Annotated in this window: 12 protein-coding genes; 5 read left to right on the top strand and 7 right to left on the bottom strand. The window is 67.0% G+C overall.

Features of this window, described 5'->3' with window-relative positions; all coding sequences use genetic code 11:
- Window positions 1-18: 18 nt before the first annotated feature.
- The 3 genes from ACSYHF_RS08380 to ACSYHF_RS08370 are packed head-to-tail and all read right to left on the bottom strand — an operon-like array spanning window position 19 to window position 7,765.
- Window positions 19-3,105, bottom strand: a complete 3,087-nt coding sequence (locus tag ACSYHF_RS08380) for an efflux RND transporter permease subunit (protein WP_065195931.1) — start codon at window positions 3,103-3,105, stop codon at window positions 19-21.
- On the bottom strand, window positions 3,102-6,623 hold the full coding sequence (locus ACSYHF_RS08375; protein ID WP_447576233.1) for an efflux RND transporter permease subunit: 3,522 nt from the start codon (window positions 6,621-6,623) through the stop codon (window positions 3,102-3,104). Before ACSYHF_RS08375 ends, ACSYHF_RS08380 begins: the two co-directional genes overlap by 4 nt.
- On the bottom strand, window positions 6,620-7,765 hold the full coding sequence (locus ACSYHF_RS08370; RefSeq protein ID WP_005416220.1) for an efflux RND transporter periplasmic adaptor subunit: 1,146 nt from the start codon (window positions 7,763-7,765) through the stop codon (window positions 6,620-6,622). The genes ACSYHF_RS08375 and ACSYHF_RS08370 overlap by 4 nt, the downstream gene beginning before the upstream one ends.
- 205 nt (window positions 7,766-7,970) lie before the next feature.
- Here ACSYHF_RS08370 and ACSYHF_RS08365 point away from each other — a divergent pair, with 205 nt between their 5' ends.
- Both ACSYHF_RS08365 and ACSYHF_RS08360 read left to right on the top strand, forming a co-directional pair.
- Complete coding sequence (locus ACSYHF_RS08365; protein ID WP_005416219.1) at window positions 7,971-8,354, top strand: c-type cytochrome; 384 nt, start codon at window positions 7,971-7,973, stop codon at window positions 8,352-8,354.
- A gap of 9 nt (window positions 8,355-8,363) precedes the next feature.
- The gene (locus ACSYHF_RS08360) at window positions 8,364-8,825 is read left to right on the top strand and encodes a c-type cytochrome (protein WP_069137842.1); all 462 of its coding nucleotides are present in this window, start codon (window positions 8,364-8,366) and stop codon (window positions 8,823-8,825) included.
- A gap of 153 nt (window positions 8,826-8,978) precedes the next feature.
- Here ACSYHF_RS08360 and ACSYHF_RS08355 read toward each other — a convergent pair whose 3' ends face one another.
- A complete protein-coding gene (locus ACSYHF_RS08355) occupies window positions 8,979-10,853 on the bottom strand; it encodes an ATP-binding cassette domain-containing protein (protein WP_111187551.1) in 1,875 nt (624 codons plus the stop codon).
- Between the two features lie 410 nt (window positions 10,854-11,263).
- Window positions 11,264-12,139, bottom strand: coding sequence for a LysR substrate-binding domain-containing protein (locus ACSYHF_RS08350; protein WP_095377735.1), 876 nt, complete (start codon window positions 12,137-12,139; stop codon window positions 11,264-11,266).
- Window positions 12,140-12,241: 102 nt separating this feature from the next.
- Here ACSYHF_RS08350 and ACSYHF_RS08345 point away from each other — a divergent pair, with 102 nt between their 5' ends.
- Together ACSYHF_RS08345 and dbpA are read left to right on the top strand one after the other, a co-directional pair.
- On the top strand, window positions 12,242-13,321 hold the full coding sequence (locus tag ACSYHF_RS08345; RefSeq protein ID WP_164263342.1) for a YeiH family protein: 1,080 nt from the start codon (window positions 12,242-12,244) through the stop codon (window positions 13,319-13,321).
- Window positions 13,322-13,423: 102 nt separating this feature from the next.
- Window positions 13,424-14,800, top strand: coding sequence for an ATP-dependent RNA helicase DbpA (gene dbpA / locus ACSYHF_RS08340; protein WP_053501266.1), 1,377 nt, complete (start codon window positions 13,424-13,426; stop codon window positions 14,798-14,800).
- Between the two features lie 92 nt (window positions 14,801-14,892).
- Here dbpA and ACSYHF_RS08335 read toward each other — a convergent pair whose 3' ends face one another.
- Window positions 14,893-15,429, bottom strand: a complete 537-nt coding sequence (locus ACSYHF_RS08335) for an adenine phosphoribosyltransferase (RefSeq protein ID WP_005416213.1) — start codon at window positions 15,427-15,429, stop codon at window positions 14,893-14,895.
- 843 nt (window positions 15,430-16,272) lie between these two features.
- On the opposite strand from ACSYHF_RS08335, the gene ACSYHF_RS08330 reads away from it, so the two are divergent.
- On the top strand, window positions 16,273-17,187 hold the full coding sequence (locus tag ACSYHF_RS08330; protein WP_111126928.1) for an IS110 family transposase: 915 nt from the start codon (window positions 16,273-16,275) through the stop codon (window positions 17,185-17,187).
- Between the two features lie 224 nt (window positions 17,188-17,411).
- Here the strand turns inward: ACSYHF_RS08330 and ACSYHF_RS08325 are convergent, their stop codons facing one another.
- Window positions 17,412-18,977, bottom strand: coding sequence for a protein adenylyltransferase SelO (locus ACSYHF_RS08325; RefSeq protein WP_197598880.1), 1,566 nt, complete (start codon window positions 18,975-18,977; stop codon window positions 17,412-17,414).
- Between the last annotated feature and the right edge of the window lie 2 nt (window positions 18,978-18,979).

Genomic DNA, 18,979 nt, shown 5'->3' with positions numbered 1-18,979 from the left:
ACAACACGTTGACGTGCATTACAGCCGGGCAGCGCCCGGCTCTACCATCTCCACTCCACGCGCGCGGCGGATCAGCCGCGTCACGGCATTGCGCAGGTCATCGAGCACCGCGTAGATCGTCGGCAGGAACAGCAGGCTGACTACGGTCGAGAACGCCAGGCCGCCGGCAATCGCGCGCGCCATCGGCGAGTACTCCGGGCCATTGCCGAACATCTGCGTGTCGGTCAGCGAGATCGGCACCATCGCCAGGATCGCCGTGCCCATGGTCATCATGATCGGGCGCAGGCGTTCGCGTGAGCCTTCCACCAGCGCCTGGGTACGGCCCATGCCGCTGCGCCGCAGGTTGTTGATGTGCTCGATCATCACGATGCCGTTGTTCACCACCACGCCCATCAGCACCAGGATGCCGATGAAGGACATGATTCCGAACGAGGTGCCGGTGATCCAGAACAGCCAGAACACGCCGAAGATCGAGAACAGCACGCCACTCATGATTGCCGCCGGGAACAGCAGCGACTCGAAAACCGCCGCCATCACCACGTAGATCATCACCAGCGCGATCAGCAGGTTGAACACCATCTGCTGCATGGCTTCATCATCGTTGCCGTAGTCGCCGCCATCGAAGGTGAAGCCGTAGCCGGCCGGGAAGTTCATCGGCTTGAGCACGGCCTCTATCGCCTTGCGCCCGTCCGGTGCGGTGACCTTCCCGGCCAGGTTGGCCTTGATGGTCAATGTCGTCTGACGATTGGTACGGCCGATCTGGGTGGCCGACGAACCAACGTCCACGGTGACCAGGCTCAGCAGCGGCACGCTGCGGCCATCGCCGGTACGCACGCTGAAACCGGCCAGGTCTTCCGGGCTGCTCTGCTCGGCGCCGGCAAAGCGCACCCACACCGGCACTTCATTGTCACCGCGACGGAACTCGCGCATCGGTGCGCCGCGCAGCGCCAGGCCGACGAAGCTGGCCACCTGTTCGGCGTTGAAACCGAACGCTGCTGCACGCTCACGGTCGACGCGTACCTTCAGCTCGCCGCCCTTCTCGCCGTTGTCGATGCGCACGTCCCGCAGTTCGGCACGCTGCGCCAGCAACGGCACCACTTCCTGGCCGATCTCCTGCAGCATCGAGCTGGAATCGCCCACCAGCTGCACCTGCACGCCCTGGTTGCCGCCACCCCCGCCATCGCCGCCCTGGTTGCCGACAAAATAGTCGGTGCGGGCGGACTTCGGCAGGCCCTTGCGCAACTCTTCCTGCAGCGCCTTGATGTCCTTGGCGTACTTCTCGTCCAGGGTGACCACCGTGGAGCTGCCTTCCTGCTCGCTGTACCAGGAGTACACCTGCTTCACGTGCAGGCGCTCGCGGTTCTGGTCGATCCAGCTCTCCACGCGCGCCACTTCCTCGGACATCTGCCGGTAGGTGTAGGCGCCCTTCCACATGTAGCCGATGAAGATGTCCTTGCCGCCCTCGCCCCCGAACATGTCGACCTTGGTCAGCTTCATCGGCAGCAGGCTGACCAGTACCACCAGCAGGATGCCGAGCAGGCTCCAGCCGCGGTGGTGCAGCGACCAGTCCAGCAGCTGCGCGTAGCGGCGCTGCAGCCGCGCGATCAGGCCGGTCTGCGAGTGCACCAGCTTGGGCGTGGCCATGCGTGCGGACAGCATCGGAATCAGGCTGACCGCGACCAGCCACGAGGCCAGCAGCGAGACCGAGATGGTGATCGCGATCTGCGCCATGAAGATGCTGATGTTGTTGGTCTCGCCGAACAGGTTCGGCACGAACACGATGCAGTGGCACAGCGTACCGGCGCTGAGCGCGATGGCCACGTTGCGGGTGCCGATGATCGAGGCCAGCCGTGGCTGCCCCGGCATGCGCTCGCGCTCCTGGTAGATGCTCTCCACCACCACCACGGCGTTGTCGACCAGCATGCCCACGGCCAGCAGCAGGCCCATCATGGTCAGGATGTTCAGCGTCACCCCGACGAAGTACATGAAGCCCAGGGTGATGGTGAAGCAGATCGGAATGGCCAGGGTCACCATCAGCGTCGACGGCCAATGGCGCAGGAAGAAGAACAGCACCGTCACCGACAGGATCAGGCCGACCGCACCGGCTTCGGCCAGCTCCAGCAGCGACGAGGTCACCGCCTTTCCCTGGTTGTCGATCACCTTGATCTGCACGTCGCGCATCGACGGCTGCGCGCGGATCGCCTCGACTTCGGCCAGCGCCGCACGCGAGACGTCCACCAGGTTGGCACTGCGCTCCTTGAAGATATCCAGGCCCACCGCCGGGTTGCCGTCCAGACGGCGCCCGTAGTTCATCCGCGCCGGCTTCAGGCGCACGTCGGCGATATCGCCCAGGCGCAGGCCCTTGGCGTTGATCACCAGGTCGCGCATCTCCTGCAGGTCGGTGATCTCGCCCACCGGCTGCACGCGCACGCGCTGGCCGTTGTCGTCGATCTGACCGGCCGAGATCGAGAAGTTCAGCGTGCGCAGGCGCTCGCTCAGCTCGTTGATGCTCAACCCATGCGCGTTGAGCCGGTTCGGATCGATGGCGATCTCCACCTCGTTCGGCGGTGCACCGGTGATATCGACGCGGGCCACACCGGGAATACGCTCGATGCGCCGTTTGAACTCACGGTCGAGCATGTCATAGGCAGTGGTCAGGTCGGTGGTACTGGCCAGCCGCACCTTCAGTACCGGCTGGTCACTGCTGGACCACTTGAACACGTTGTAGCGCTGCAGGTCGTCGGGCAGGTCGCTGCGGATCGCATCGATACGCTCGCGCGCGTCGGACGCGGCAATGGCGATGTCGCGGTCCCAGTCGCTGAACTCGATGTAGATCAGCGCCGCCTCGGAGGTGGCCGATGAGCGCATGCGCTTGATGCCGGTCATCGTCGCCAGCGACTCCTCGACCGGGCGGATGATGGTCCGCTCCACTTCCTCGGGGGTCGAACCGGTGTATGGGATCTGCACGAACAGGAACGGCGCGGAGATGTCCGGCAGCGCCTCCAACGGCAGCCGGAACGAAGCGATCAGGCCGATCACCACCAGCGACACGAAGCACATGATGGTGGTGACCGGGCGGCGGATGGAGAACTCGGCAACGCTCATGCCGGCTCCTCCACACCTGCCGTGCCGCCTTCGTTGCCGTGCAGGCCTTCACCGGCGTGCTTGCGGCCGCGCTCACGGTAGTAGGCGTCGCCGCGACGATCCATCAGGTCGTACACCACCGGGATCACCAGCAGCGTCAACAGGGTCGACACCAGCAGGCCGCCGATCACGGTGATCGCCATCGGTGCGCGCACTTCGGCACCCTCACCCATCGCCACCGCCAGCGGCAGGAAGCCGAACAGCGTGCACAGCGTGGTCATGATGATCGGGCGCAGGCGCGAACGCGCACCTTCCACCAGCGCCTCATGCTTGGCCACGCCGGCTTCGCGCAGCTGGTTGACCTTGTCGATCAGGATGATCGCGTTCTTGGTGACCAGGCCGACCAGCAGGATCAGGCCGATGAACACCACCACCGAGATGGGCTTGCCGGTCAGCATCAGCGCCAGGATCGCGCCGACCAGCGCCAGCGGGATGGTGAACAGGATCACGAACGGGTGCAGCAGCGACTCGAACTGCGAGGCCATCACCAGGTAGACCAGGAAGATCGCCAAACCAAAGGCGAAGATCAGCGACTTCGCCGCCTGCGCCAGCTCCTCGCCCTGGCCACCGATGTGCAGGCCAACGCCCGCACCCAGCGGCTGCTCGGCCACCATCTGCTGCACTTCGCGCATGGCTGCGCCGAGGTCGATGTCGCGCAGGTTGGCCGATACCACCGCCACCCGGGTCTGGTCGGCACGATGGATCTCGCTGGGTCCGGTGGTGGCGACCACGTCGGCCACCGCGTCAAGGGTGACCGGGCGGGTGCTGCCCGGATTGACGATCAGCCGGCGGATGCTCTCGACGCTGGCGCGGTCACCTTCCTGGGCACGCACCAGCACGTCGATCTTGCGATCGCGGAAGCTGTAGCGGGTGGCGACGTCGCCGCGCACCTTCTTCACCACCACGTCGGCGATCTGGCGGGTGGTCAGGCCCAGCGCACCCGCGCGCTCCTGGTCGAAGCGGATCTGGATTTCCGGGAAGCCCTCTTCCACCGTCGACTTCACGTCGGCGTAGTGCGCATTGCCACGCAGCATCGCCGCCAAGCGCTGGCCGGCCACTTCCAGGGTCGCCATGTCCTGCCCGCGCAGTTCGATTTCCAACGGCGTGGAGAAGCTGAACAACGCCGGCCGCGCGAAGTCGACCTGGGCGCCCGGGTGCTGGCTCATGGTGCCGCGCAGGCGTTCGGTGATTGCCGCTTCAGTGCGCGCGTTGCCACCGCCTTCCATCACCACAGTCAGCTTGCCGATGTTCTCGCCGCTTTCGGTCGGACTGGCATCCAGCCGGGTGCCGCTGCCACTGACGCCATACAGCGAGGCCACGCCCTCCCCCTTGCCGTGCGCCAGCTGCAGCTCGCGCACCAGCGCATCGGTCTGCTTCAGCGGCGTGCCGGCCGGCAGCTTCACCGTCATTTCGAACCGGTCCTGCGCCAGCTGCGGAATCAGGTCCGCGCCAAGCATCGGTACCAGCGCCATGGTCGCCACGAAGATGATGGCTGCCACGCCCAGCACCTTGCCGGGATGCGCCAGCGCACTCGGCAGCAGGCGCAGGTAGCCTCGCTCGGCGCCTGCATAGGGCTTCATCGCCAGGTCGCTGGCCTTGCGCATCACCGGGCCGACCACTGCCACCACGCCACGCCACACGCGCACGACAAGCCAGGCCAGCGCATAGAAGCTCCAGCGAACGCTGGCAACCACGCCACGGCGGCCCAGCGCGACCGGCTTCTGCCAGCGCTTCTGCGGCTGCCACGCTTCGTTCGGCGCCTCTTCCGGGAACGCCAGCGGTGGCCGCCCCTTCAGCGAGCTCAGCATCGGGATCAGGGTCATCGACACCAGCAGCGAGATCGCGATGGCGATCGCCACGGTCAGCGCCTGGTCGCGGAACAGCTGCCCGGCGATGCCATCGACGAACACCAGCGGCAGGAACACGGCGATGGTGGTCAGGGTTGAGGCAACCACCGCCATGCTCACTTCGCGGGTGCCGGCAATCGCCGCCTGCAGGATGCCCAGGCCACGCTCGCGGGCCTTGGCGATGCTCTCCAGCACCACGATCGAGTCATCCACCACCAGGCCAGTGGCCAATGCCAGGCCTCCCAGCGACATCACGTTCAGGCTCAGGCCGAGCTGGCCCATGAAGAAGAACGTGGCGATGATCGAGACCGGCAGCGACAGGCTGATCACGAACGTGCTCCAGCCATCGCGCAGGAACAGGAAGATGATCAGGATTGCCAGCAGGCCACCGATCGCCGCGTCCTTCTTGACGTCGGCGATGGCGTGCTCGATGAAGCGCGACTGGTCCTCGATGGCGGTCAGCTCGACATCGGACGGGAACGTGCCCTTGATCTGCTCCAGGCGCTTGCGCAGCGCTTCGGCGGTGGACACGGTGTTGGCGTCGCCTTCCTTGTAGATGGCCAGCTCGACCGATTCCTTGCCGCCCAGGCGGATGATCGCTTCACGCTCCTTGTAGCCCTGCCGCACCGTGGCCACGTCCTTCAGGCGTACCGGCACGCCATTGGCGACCACGCTGGAGCCACCACCGGACGATGCGCTCTGTGCCGCCGACGCCGCCGCGATGGCTGCAGCCGATCCGGTCGACGCGGCGATGTTGAACATCTGCTGCAACGCCGAGTCGGCTGCGCTGCCATTGGCGGCCTGGGTGGTCACCAGCAGGTTGCGGATTTCCTCGAGGTCAGCGAACTGGTTGACGGTACGCACCAGGAAGCGCTGGGAGCCCTCCTCCAGGCGGCCGCCGGAGATGTTGATGTTCTCGTCCTTGAGGCGCTTGATGACGGTGTCGATCGGCAGGTTCAGCTGCGCCAGCTTCTGCTGGTCGATGTCGACCTGGATCTCGTCTTCCAGGCCACCGCCCACCTTCACTGCTGCCACGCCGGTGACCGGCTCCAGCTTCTTCTTCAGGTCTTCATCGGCATAGCGGCGCAGGCCGGTCAGCTCGCGGACCGCATCGGCATCGCTGGTCGGCGCCGTCTTGTTCGACAGCACCAGGCGCATGATCGGCTCGGTGGACGGATTGAAGCGCAGCAGCACCGGAGCCTTGGCCTCCAGCGGCAGGTTCAGCGCTTCCATCTTGTCACGCACCTCCAGGCTGGCCTGGTCCATGTTGGTGCCCCAGGCGAACTCCAGCACCACATCGCTCTGGCCGGTGCGCGAGACCGACTTCAGCTTGCGCAGGTTCTTGACCACGCCCACCGCTTCTTCAACCGGCTGGGTGATCAGGGTTTCGATTTCGGTCGGCGCCGCACCGGTGTATTCGGTGCGCACGGTCAGCGTCGGGTAGCTCAGGTCGGGCAGCAGGTTGACCTTGAGGTTGCCGAGCGCGATCAGGCCGAACAGCAGCAGCGTGACCGTGCACATGGCGATGGTCACACGGCGACGCGTGGCGAATTCCACCAGGCCGCCGCGCATGCCGGCGGCGGCGCCGTCGCTCGCCGGCGAGGCACCGTGGTCGTGGCCCGGGGCAGTCATTGCTTGCTCCCGGCCTTGTCTGCGGGCTTGGCGGCCGCCGCGACCGCCTTCGCCTTCGGATCGGCGATCACCTGCACCGTGGTGCCGTCGCGCAGGGCGACCTTGCCGGCGGTGACCACCTGATCACCGGCCGCCAGGCCATCACGGATCTCCACCCACGGGCCCTCGGCGTAACCCAGCTTGACCGGAATGCGTGCGACCTTGCCTTCGCGCACGCGGAACACCGCAGGTTCACCGTCATCGAGCAACGCCAGGCGCGGCACCACCAGCGCATCGGCACGCTGGTCGTAATCGATGCGGATGCGGCCGAACATGCCGGGCTGCAGCGCGTGGGCGGCGCCATCGAAGGCACTGACCACGCGAAACGTGCCGCTGCCCGAGTCCACCACCGGCGCGATGCGGTCAACGGTGCCGGTGAAGCTCTGGCCCGGCAGTGCGTCGGCCGCCAGCGTCACCGGCTGGCCGGCACGCAGGGTGGCCAGCTCACGTTCGGGTACGTTGAGCGTGGCCTCCAGCCGCGAGTTGTCGACGATGCGGAAGATCGGTGTATTGATCTGCACGAAGTTGCCGGTCTTGATCGAGCGTGAGGCGATCACACCCGAGATCGGTGCCACGACCGTGGTGTAGGACAGCTCCAGCGTAGCCAGGCGGTACTGCGCACGGACGTTCTCCAGGTCGTAGCGCAGCTGGTCGACATCGGCAGCGCTGACCATCTGCTGGCCGACCAGCTTCTGTGCGCGCTGGTAGTTGTTTTCCAGCTTTCGCATCTGCGCTTCGCTCTGCGCCACGGCCAGGCGCGCGCGGTCCGGGTCCAGCCGCACCAGCGGCTGGCCGGCGGTGACCCGCTGCCCTTCCTCGACCAGCACCGCCAAGGCCACGCCGGAGGTTTTGGCGACCACCTGCGACTCTGCACGTGGCTCCAGCGCCGCGGTGCCGGTGTAGCTGGCTGCGACCGCACGATGGCTGGCCACCGCCACTTCGACCGGGACTGCGTCGACCTTCTTCTCCTCCTTGGTCTCGGCAGCCTTGGCTTCGGAATTGGGCCCTGCGGCGCAACCGCCCAGCAGCAGGGAGGTGGAGATCAGCAGTGCGGCAGCGCAGATTCCGCTGCGACGGCCGGACAGGAAGGTTGGGTGCGACATCGTCAGGTCCCTGGAGGATGCGTGGACAGGTGTGGTAGCAAAGTAATGCACCACTTCACGGCAACACCATATCCCAAAGGTCATGGTGTCTTCACGCCGCTGGTCGGCCCGCCCCCATTTCAGCTAGATGAAACCTGAGGCTATACTCGGGTCGTTCCGTACCCCACGCCGGAACGACCAGACCCGAATCCCCGGAAACGACACCATGCGCCCGCAGCCGCTCGCCGCTTGTCTCGCTCTGGCCGTCCTCCTGCCCCTTGGGGCCGCCGCACAGCCCGCTCCCGCTCCTGCCACACCCACCCCGGCGCCTGCCGCCGCGCCGGCGCCTGCCACGCCCACCGGCAACTTCGACAATGGCCGTGTCCTGGCCTACACCTGCCAGGGGTGCCACGGCATCACCGGCTACAAGAACGCCTACCCCAGCTACCGGGTGCCGAAGATCGGCGGCCAGACCCAGCAGTACCTGGCCCAGGCCCTGACCGAGTACCGCCAGGGCAAGCGCCGGCATCCGACGATGCAGGCACAGTCGATGAGTTTCAGCGAACAGGAGATCGCCGATCTCTCTGTTTACCTGTCCACCGTCAAGTAAGGCCCGCCCATGTCGAAAGCCGCGCATCCGATGCGTCACGCCATCGCCCTGTCCGTTGCCCTGCTGCTGGCGGCCTGTTCGCAGTCGCAGGTGGAAAACAGCGAGAAATCCGCCGCCGACCCGGGCCATGCCAGCGGCGAACACGGCTCTTCGTCCTCCGCTGGCCTGCCGGCAGGCCACGAGGCCGCCGGTGAAGCCCGCGCCAAGGTGAAGGGCAAGGCCACCAACCAGAGCTGCATCGACTGCCACGGGGCCGATGGCAATGCGCCGATCGATCCGACCTATCCGAAGCTGGGTGGGCAGTACGGCGACTATCTGGCGCATGCGCTGCAGGCCTACCGCGCCGGCGACCGCCAGCATGCGCTGATGACGCCGCAGGCGAAGGACCTGAGCGATCAGGACATCGCCGATCTGGCCGCGTATTTCGGTAGCCGGCCGAGCCAGTTGCGGGATCTGCACGGGGTCAAATGACGGCCGGCCCCCGGTGGGTGCGGACCCTGGTCCGCACGGACCGTTGATTGGTGGGTGCGGACCGTTGGTCCGCACAGATCCGCATATCCACGCATGGCGTGGATCTACTGATTCTTCATCCGATCAATCGGCGCACTTGGCGCCGACCGATACTCAGCCTTCCAGCTCTTCCCAGCGCGCGTACGCGGCATCCAGCTCGGCCTGCACCTTGGCCAGCTGCTGGGTGTGCGCGGTCACTTCCGCACTGCTGCGGGTATAGAACGCCGGGTCGTTCATCGCCGAGGTCAACCCTTCGACGTCGCCTTCCAGCTTCTCGATGGTCTTCGGCAGCTGCTCCAGCTCGCGTGCTTCCTTGTAGGCCAGCTTGCGCTTGGGGGCAGCCGGGGGGGCAGCGGCCGGGGCGGCGGCCGGCGGCTGGGCTGCGGGGACCGAGGCAGGCGCCGCGATGCTGGCCGCATAACGCTGCCAGTCGCTGTAGCCACCGACGTACTCGCCGATCACGCCGTCGCCTTCCATCACCAGCGTGGAGGTCACCACGTTGTCGATGAAGTCACGGTCATGGCTGACCAGCAGCAGGGTGCCGGTGTACTCGCCCAGCAGCTCTTCCAGCAGCTCCAGGGTTTCCACGTCAAGGTCGTTGGTCGGTTCGTCCATCACCAGCAGGTTGGACGGCTGCGCGAACAGCTTGGCCAGCAGCAGGCGGTTGCGCTCTCCACCGGACAGGCGGGTAATCGGCGCACGCGCGCGTTCCGGGGTGAACATGAAGTCCTGCAGGTAGGCATGCACGTGCTTGCGCTTGCCGTTGAACTCGAGGAAATCGCGGCCTTCGGCCACGTTCTCGATCGCGCTCCAGTCTTCGCGCAGCACCGCGCGGTACTGGTCGAAATAGGCGATCTGCAGGTTGGTGCCGGCGTTGACTTCGCCCTTGGCCGGCTGCAGCTCGCCCAGCAGCAGCTTCAGCAGCGTCGTCTTGCCGCTGCCGTTGGGGCCGATCAGGCCGATGCGGTCGCCGCGCATGATGGTGGTGGTGAAGTCGCGGACCATGGTGCGCTCACCGAAGGCGAACGAAATATCCTTGACGTCGATGACCTTCTTGCCAGAGCTGATGCCCTGTGCGGCTTCCATCTTGACGTTGCCGCTGAGATCACGGCGCTGCGAACGCTCCACGCGCATCGCCTTCAGGCGGCGCACGCGGCCCTCATCGCGGGTGCGGCGCGCCTTGATGCCTTGGCGGATCCAGACTTCTTCCTGCGCCAGCAGCTTGTCGAAGCGCGCGTTTTCCTGCGCCTGCGCGTTGAGGCGCTCCTCTCGGCGACGCTCGTAGTTGGCCCAGTCGCCCGGCCAGCTGGTGACCTGGCCACGGTCGATCTCGACGATGCGGGTGGCCAGTGCACGCAGGAAGCGGCGGTCATGGGTAACGAACACCACGCTGCCGCTCCAACCCTTCAGGAACGCTTCGAGCCAGTCGATGGCTTCGATATCGAGGTGGTTGGTCGGTTCGTCCAGCAGCAGCACGTCGGGGCTGGACACCAGCGCACGGGCGAGCAGCACGCGGCGCTTCATGCCGCCGGACAGGCGGCCGAACTCGGCTTCGCCGTCCAGGTCGAGCTTGGTCAGGGTTTCGCTGACGCGCTGATCCAGGCCCCAGCCGTTGGCGGCGTCGATCTTGGCCTGCACGTTGCCCAGTGCTTCGCCATCAAATACTTCGGCGTGGCTCAGGTGATGGAATTCGGCCAGCCACTGGCCCAGTTCACCGAGGCCATCGGCGACGACGTCGAACACCGAGCCGGCGGCGCCATGTGGCACTTCCTGCTCCAGGCGGGTGACGCGCACGCCCTGCTGCACGCGGACTTCCCCGTCATCGGGCTTGTGATCGCCGGACAGCAGCTTGAGCAGGGTGGATTTGCCGGCGCCGTTGCGGCCGATCAAGGCGATGCGTTCGCCCGGCTCGATCGACAGTTCGGCCTTTTCCAGCAACAACGGGCCGCCGACGCTGAAGTCGACGTTCTGCAGAGTAATCAGAGGCATCCGGATATTGTACGGGTTGGGGGCGTCGGCCGGGTTGCACCCGGCACCGGCGGTAGTGCCGGCCGCTGGCCGGCAACTTCAACGGCAACGTCAAAAGCTGGTTTCCTGTGGGATGCCGGGGCGGTGCGGGTCTGCAGGACACGCCGTAAACCCCTCCTTGGGGGCTCGATGGCGCCATCCATGGCGCCAACGGTCCTGCAGACCCACACCGCCCCGCCTCTGACAGTTTCCCGCGATCTGTCGGAACGGCATTCTGCGCGGGTGGGTGGCGACCTTGGTCGACACGGCAGATCCAGGCCACGCGTGGATGAGCGCTGCAAGGCCTGTCGATCTGTCGGGGTCGGATCCCGTTGCTGCGCAACGGGCTCTGACCCCTTCGTGGAATTCGCGCAGTGCAAGACCGATCCCTGCTACTCCACGTCCCCCAGCAACGCCTGCAACCCCGGCAGCCACTGCTTGCCGGGATGCCGTACCAACCACAGGGTGCGCTGCAGGGGCGGCAGCGGGGTCTCCAGCACGCGCAGCCGGCCCAGGGCCAGCGGCTCTTCCAGCGCGTGGCGGGAAAGGCAGGCCAGGCCGAGACCGGCGATGGCGGCCTGCTTGATCGCTTCGGTATTGCCCAGCTGCAGGGTCTGGGCGAAGCCGCGCAGGTGCGGCAACAGCGCCTGTTCCACTGCTTCGCGGGTGCCGGAGCCGGGTTCGCGCAGCAGCCAGCGGGCACGGCGCAGTTCGTCCAGCGACCAGCGCGGGGGGGCGTCGGCGGCGCCGACGATCACCAGCGGATCCTGCTGCCAGGCCGTGACCTGCAAACCGCGCTCATGGCACGGGCCTTCGATCAGGCCGGCGTCGACGTCCAGGCGCTGCACGGCGGCGACTACGCCAGCACTGTTGTCGATGCGCAGGTCGACTTCGGCCTGCGGCGCCTGCCGCAGCAGTTCAGCGATGCGCTGCGGCAGCAGGTAGTTGCCGATGGTGGTACTGGCGGCCAGTACCAACCGCAGCGGTGCCCCTTGCGACGGGTCTCCGCCGGCGGCCAGCTGCCGCTCCAGATCAGCGGCATTGACCAGCAGGGTGCGCGCCGGCTCCAGCAGTGCGCGGCCGTGCCCGTTCAGCGCCAGGCGACGGCCGATGCGGTCGAACAGCGGCGTACCGAAGTGCGCCTCCAGTTCCTGCAGGGCGGCGCTGCTGGCCGACTGCGAGAGCGCGATGGCCTGGCCGGCGGCGGTGGTGCTGCCGTGGTCGGCGATTGCGACGAAGACTTGCAGCTGGCGCAAGGTCAAGCGCATGGCATTTACCCGCTTGATAGGTAGGTTTCACCCATATTATTCGTTTTACAGGTCATGGACGAAGGCGCACGCTTGCCCCGTCACTACAGCCCTACCCCTGCCATGAACGCCCCCGCTCTCTCCTCCTGGTCCCTGCCCGCCCTGCGCCAACGCTGGCAGCCGCGCCTGCCCGGCCTTCTGCTGGTGGGCCTGATCGCGGCGGCATCGCTGTACCTGGCCGAGCTTCCCTGGTTGCAGGCGCATGGCCTGAGTGCACTGACCGTCGCCATCGTGGCCGGCATCGTGGTCGGCAACACCCTCTACCCGCGGCTGGCGCCGAGCAGCGCGGCCGGTGTCGGCTTCTCCAAGCACTGGCTGCTGCGCGCCGGCATCGTGCTGTACGGCCTGCGCCTGACCTTCCAGGACATCGGCCATGTCGGCGTCAGCGGCGTGCTGATGGACGTGCTGGTGGTTGCCAGCACCTTCGGCCTGGCCTGCTGGCTGGGCGTACGTGTGTTCAAGATGGAACGCGAGGCGGCAATGCTGATCGGCGCCGGCAGCGCGATCTGCGGTGCGGCAGCGGTGATGGCCGCCGAACCGGTGGTGCGTGGCCGCGCTGCGCAGGTCACTGTCGCGGTTTCTACCGTCGTGGTGTTCGGCACGCTGGCGATGTTCCTGTACCCGGCGCTGTATGCGCTGGTGCAGTCGCACGGCTGGCTGGCGATGGACGCGCGGCAGTACGGCCTGTTCACTGGTGCGACGGTGCACGAAGTGGCGCAGGTGGTGGCCGCCGGCCGCACGGTCAGCGAAGCCGCCGCCGATACTGCGGTGATCACCAAGATGGTGCGGGTGATGCTGCTGGCGCCGTTCCTGGTCGTGTTGTCGTTGTGGCTGGCGCGTGGCGGCAAGGCCAGCGCCGACGGCAGCAAGGCGCGCATCGTAGTGCCGTGGTTTGCGTTCGGTTTCGTGGCAGTGGCCGGTTTCAATTCACTGCACCTGCTGCCGGCCAGCCTGCAGGCCGGGCTGGTGCAGTTGGATACCGTGCTGCTGGCGATGGCGATGGCCGCGCTGGGCCTGACCACCCATGTCTCGGCGCTGCGCCAGGCCGGCCTGAAGCCACTGCTGCTGGCGCTGATCCTGTTCGCCTGGCTGCTGTTCGGTGGCCTGGCGATCCACCAGGGTGTGTTGGCGGTGCTGGGCTGAGCAGGGCGTGCCGACCAACGGTCGGCACCCACCCGTAGATCCACGCCATGCGTGGATGGCGGCCCAGGACGGGCGCTGCCGCGCAGGCAGGTACAATGCGCCATGACTGACTTCTCGACCCTGCCGCTGAGCCCGGCCCTGCAGCCCGGCCTGGACGCCCTCGGCTACACCACCCTCACCCCCGTGCAGGCGCAGAGCCTGCCGGCCATCCTCGATGGCCACGATGTGATCGCACAGGCGCCGACCGGCAGCGGCAAGACCGCCGCCTTCGGACTGGGCCTGTTGCAGGCCGTCGACCCCAGCCTGATCCGCGTGCAGGCGCTGGTCCTGTGCCCGACCCGCGAACTCGCCGACCAGGTCGGCAAGCAGATCCGCAAGCTGGCCACCGGCATTCCCAACCTGAAGCTGTTGCTGCTGGTAGGCGGCGTGCCGCTGGGCCCGCAGCTGGCCTCGCTGGAAGGCCACGACCCGCACGTGGTGGTGGGTACGCCCGGCCGCGTGCAGGAGCTGGCACGCAAGCGCGCGCTGAATCTTGGCGCGGTGCGCACGCTGGTGCTGGACGAGGCCGACCGCATGCTCGACATGGGCTTCGAGGAGCCGATCCGCGAGATCGCCGGCCGCACCCACAGGGATCGCCAGAGCCTGCTGTTCTCCGCCACCTTCCCCGACAGCATCCGCGCCATGGCGCGTGACCTGCTGCGCGACGCGGTGGAGGTGACCGTGGAAGGTGCCGACCAGGCACCGGCCATCCGCCACCTGTTCTGCGAGGTGGAACCGGCGCATCGCCAGAAGGCGCTGGCCGGCCTGCTGCTGAAGTACGCGCCGGAATCGGCGGTGGTGTTCTGCAACACCCGCAAGGACGTGGACGAAGTGGCCAACTCGCTGCAGCAGTTCGGCTTCTCCGCACTCGCCCTGCACGGCGACATGGAGCAGCGCGACCGTGAGGAAGTGCTGTTGCGGCTGGCCAACCGCAGCTGCAACGTGCTGGTCGCCAGCGACGTCGCCGCGCGCGGACTGGACGTGGAAGAGCTGGCGGCGGTGATCAACTACGAACTGCCGACCGACGTGGAGAGCTACCAGCACCGCGTGGGCCGTACCGGTCGCGCCGGTGCCAGCGGCCTGGCGATCAGCCTGGTGGCCGGCCGCGAGAAGACCCGCGCCGAAGCCATCGAAGCACAGCTGGGTCAGCCACTGGACTGGCAGAAGACGCCACTGGCGACCTCGCGCCCGGCCGAGTTGCCGCAGGCGGCGATGCGCACCCTGCGGATTGACGGCGGCAAGACCGACAAGCTGCGCCCGGGCGACATCCTCGGCGCACTGACCGGCGATGCCGGCCTGTCGAGCAAGTTCATCGGCAAGATCGCGATCTTCCCGACCCGCTCCTACGTGGCGATCGCGCGTGAACAGGCCAACAAGGCCGTCGCCAGGCTGGAAGCCGGCAAGATCAAGGGCCGTCGCTTCCGCGTGCGGATGATGTGATTGAAGCCGGGTTGCCAACCACGGTTGGCAACGACCGGCTCCCGGCTCTTCGCTCTGGTAGATGCCAACCTTGGTTGGCATTCACCCTTCGATCAGAACACCAGTTCGGTGTGCAGTGGCAAGCCCGCCTCCCAGCGGGCCCGGCCGCCCAGGCCATCGAGCTCGACCAGCACACCGGCGCCGACCACTTCAACACCCAGGCGGCGCACCAGCGACAACGCAGCGACCAGCGTGCCGCCGGTGGCCAGCACGTCATCGATGATCGCGACACGGGCACCGCCCGGCAGCGCGTCGGCGTGCACTTCGATGCAGTCGCTGCGGTACTCCAGCGTGTATTCCTCGCGCAGCACCTGGCCCGGCAGCTTGCCCGGCTTGCGCACCGGCACGAAGCCGACGCCCAGCTCCAGCGCCATCGCGGCGCCGAGGATGAAACCACGTGATTCGATGCCGACCACCGCGTCCAGCTTCTGGTCGCGCCAACGGTCGGCCATCGCGGTGATCGCGCCGCGGAAGTCCTCGCCGTGGGCGAGCAGCGGCATGATGTCCTTGAACAGGATGCCGGGCTTGGGGAAGTCGGCGATGTCGCGCAGGCGGGAGGCCCACTGCGGAGCGACGATGGCGTCGGTCATGTCACATTGGCTATCTGATGGCGGCATAGGGTACCCGTTCCGGGCGCCGGCTGCCTGTTGGGGGTGTTCGGCCGGGCTGCGCCCGGCACCTGCGGTAGTGCCGGCCGCTGGCCGGCAACCTCCACGGCAACAGCAACAGCGTGCATTCTGTGGGATGGCGGGGTGGGTCCGGTGGCGGGGGCCGCTGCAAGTACCCCTCCGGGGCCCGGCACAGCCGCTGGCGGCTGTGCGTTCGGGCGCTTGCGAAGCAGTGCGTCGCAAGCAAAGCGCCCTCACCCATGTAAGCTCGGTCGCCGCTTGCTCGTGTGCGCTTTCCTGCGCACACGGCAAGACCGGGGTTGGGCGTCCTGCCCAACCCGCCCGAGGCATGCCTCGGGCCCATGCGGCTCACGCCCCCGCAACCGGACCCACCCCGCCTTCGACAGAGTCCTGCGATCTGTCGTGGATCCACGCCATGCGCGGATGAATCTCCATCGAAATCGAATATTTCGAGAATTGAATGAAGAGCATCCACGCATGGCCTGGATCTACCGTGTCGACCAAGGTCGACACCTACCAACAGCCGCCGGAATCTGTCGGAGGTGGGGCGGTGTCGGAGTGCGGGGTGTCAGCCGCATGGATGCGGCTGCCAAGCCTTATCTGATGGAAATCTGTCAGCGTAGGTGTCGAGAGCCGGCGTGGGCCGCCGTACGAGCCTGGATCTCGACGATCGCCATGTAGCTTGGCGCCCACACCGGATTCTCCCTTGATCCGCCCGAACAGTTGCTGGAGCTGACACTCGAAGCGATAAGACTGGGCAAGCGGGGGAGCTCTCGACCCTTCCAGACTATACGGAGTCGGGCAATGAACGGGATCGGGATCGATGTGAGCAAGCGCCGACTGGATATCGGCACGACAGACGGCGAGACTGTGCAGGTCAGCAATAGCCCCTCTGGCTATGCTGAATTGAGCACTTGGTTGAGCACGCGGCCGGCCATTCAGATCGTTCTGGAAGCCACTGGCGGCTATGAGCAGACTGTCCTGGACTTTCTTCACAAGGCCGGCCATCCGGTGATCCGCGCCAACGCCCTGCGGGCGCGTAGACTGGCTCAGGGGCTGGGTAAAGTGGCCAAGACGGACCGCTTGGATGCTCTTGTATTGGCGCAGATGGCCGCACTGGTGGAACTGCCTTCCTATCAGCCACTGGAGCCCTGGCAGCGGAAACTGCGCGAGTTTGTGCGGGCGCGTCGACAAACGATGCAGGCACTGACCGTAGCCCGCCAACAGCAGGAAATGGTGACTGACCGCGAGCTACGCCGGCAGATGCAAGGCAACATCATTCGCCTGCAGACACTGGTCGAGCGACTGGGGAAGCAGATCTCTGAACAGGTCGCGCAGCAGCCCCAACTGGCAGTGCTGAAGTCGATGAAAGGGGTTGGCCCGGCATTGCAGGCGGTGCTGGCCAGCTACCTGCCTGAGCTGGGTCAGATCAGCGGAAAAGCCATTGCCAGCCTGGTCGGCGTGGCGCCGATCTCCCACGACAGCGGGGCCATGCGAGGGAGGCGAAGCATCCACGGTGGCAGGGCCGAGATCCGCCAGGTGCTCTACATGTCGGCCATGTCGGCCATGCGACATGAGCCACGATTGCGGGACTTTTACCGGTCGCTGCGGGCCCGCGGCAAGGAAGGGAAAGTGGCCATCGTGGCGGTGATGCGGAAGATGCTGGTGATTCTCAACGCCCGCGTGCGTGACGCTCAAGGCGGATCGATCCCCGCCTGAAGCCAGCCTGCGCGTGCCCCAAAAGGCTGCCGGCCAGCGGCCGGCACTACCGTGCCCGTCTCATGGAGGGGCCAGGCCCCTCCGTCAACACAGTTGCTACACGGACGTACTTGCAGCGTCCCCGCACTCCGACACCGCCCCGCCAAACCACGGAATCCAGCTTTTGCTCTGGCTGTTGACCTGGCCTCTGCGGGTGCAGGGCGCAGCCCTGCCGAAACCCACCCTCAGGAACTGCAGGACAGCATCGAGCAACCGGCGCGGTTGTCGGCCCACGCCGGGCGCTTGCCAGCGAAGTGCTCGAGCCCTGCGCGCTCGGTGTATGGGTCTCGCAGCACGTCCTGCAGCGCATGCACACCGCCGAGGTCACCCTGCTCTGCGCGGTCGATCGCTTCCTGCGCCAACCAGTTGCGCAGCACGTACAGCGGGTTGGCCGCCGTCATCTTCGCCACGCGTTCGCTGGCCGGCAGCGGATCGCTGCGCAGGCGCTCCGCGTAGTCCTGCAGCCAGTGCTGCAACGGTGCCTGCACTGCCTGTCGCCGCGCCTCGTCGTAGTACACCGCGTCCAGAACCGTAGCGTCCGCTGCCGACGGGTCGATGCGCATCAGTGCGCGCCAGGCCAGGGTCATGTCCATGGCACCCTCCTGCATCAGCTGCTGCCAGCGCTGGTAGAGCTGCAGGTCGTCATCGTCGGCCGCGGCCAGCCCCAGCTTTGCCGCGGCATCGCGACGCGTGCAGGCCACGAAGGTGGACTGGAAGGCCGCCAGGCCCGCCTGCAGCGGTGCGACATCGGCGAACAGCGGCGACAGCGCCTGGGCCAATCGGCTCAGGTTCCAGTACGCCACCTGCGGCTGGGTGCCGAAGCGGTAGCGGCGCCCCTGGGCGTCGGTGGTGTTCGGCGTCCAGTCCGGATCGAAATCCTCGACCCAGCCATAGGGGCCGTAATCCAGTGTGAGACCGAGCACGGACAGGTTGTCGGTGTTCATCACGCCGTGCACGAAGCCGACACGCATCCAGTGCGCGATCATCTCGGCAGTGCGCACCGCGATCTGCGCGAACCAGTCGCCGTACAGGGCCTCGCCCTGCCCTTCAAGCTCGGGGAAGTCGCGCGCGATGCAGGCATCGACCAGCTGCTGCAGCAGGGCGGTTTCACCCCGCGACGCCGGCAGTTCGAAGGAACCAAAGCGCAGGAACGACGGCGAGACCCGGCACACGATGGCACCAGGCTCGGCACGCGGGTGGCCGTCATAGAACATGTCGCGCACCACCTCCTCGCCGGTACCGACCAGCGACAACGCGCGCGTGGTCGGCACGCCCAGGTGGTGCATCGCTTCGCTGCACAGGAACTCGCGGATCGACGAGCGCAGCACTGCCCGTCCATCGGCACCGCGCGAGTAAGGCGTCGGCCCGGCCCCCTTCAGCTGCAGCTCCCAGTGGCGGCCATCGGGTGCCACCAGCTCGCCCAGTGAGATCGCACGCCCATCGCCGAGCTGGCCGGCCCAGTGACCGAACTGATGGCCACCGTAATTGGCGGCCCATGGCTGCATGCCGGCGTACAGCGCGTTGCCGCCGAATACATCGGCGAAGCCTTCGCTCTCGATCTCGGCAGCATCGAAGCCGAGCATCGTGGCAACCTCAGGCGACCACGCCAGCAACGTGGGCGCCACCACCGGCGTCGGCATCACCGGCGACCAGGCCGCGCCCAGCACTTCACGGCGACGCGGGCCGGATTCGGGGTCACCCGGCAGGGCATGCAGCAGGCGGTTGTCGAAACGGGGGCTGTCGGTATCCATGA

The organism is Stenotrophomonas maltophilia group sp. P373 (genome assembly GCF_053295075.1).
This window is presented reverse-complemented; position numbering and strand designations above follow the sequence as displayed.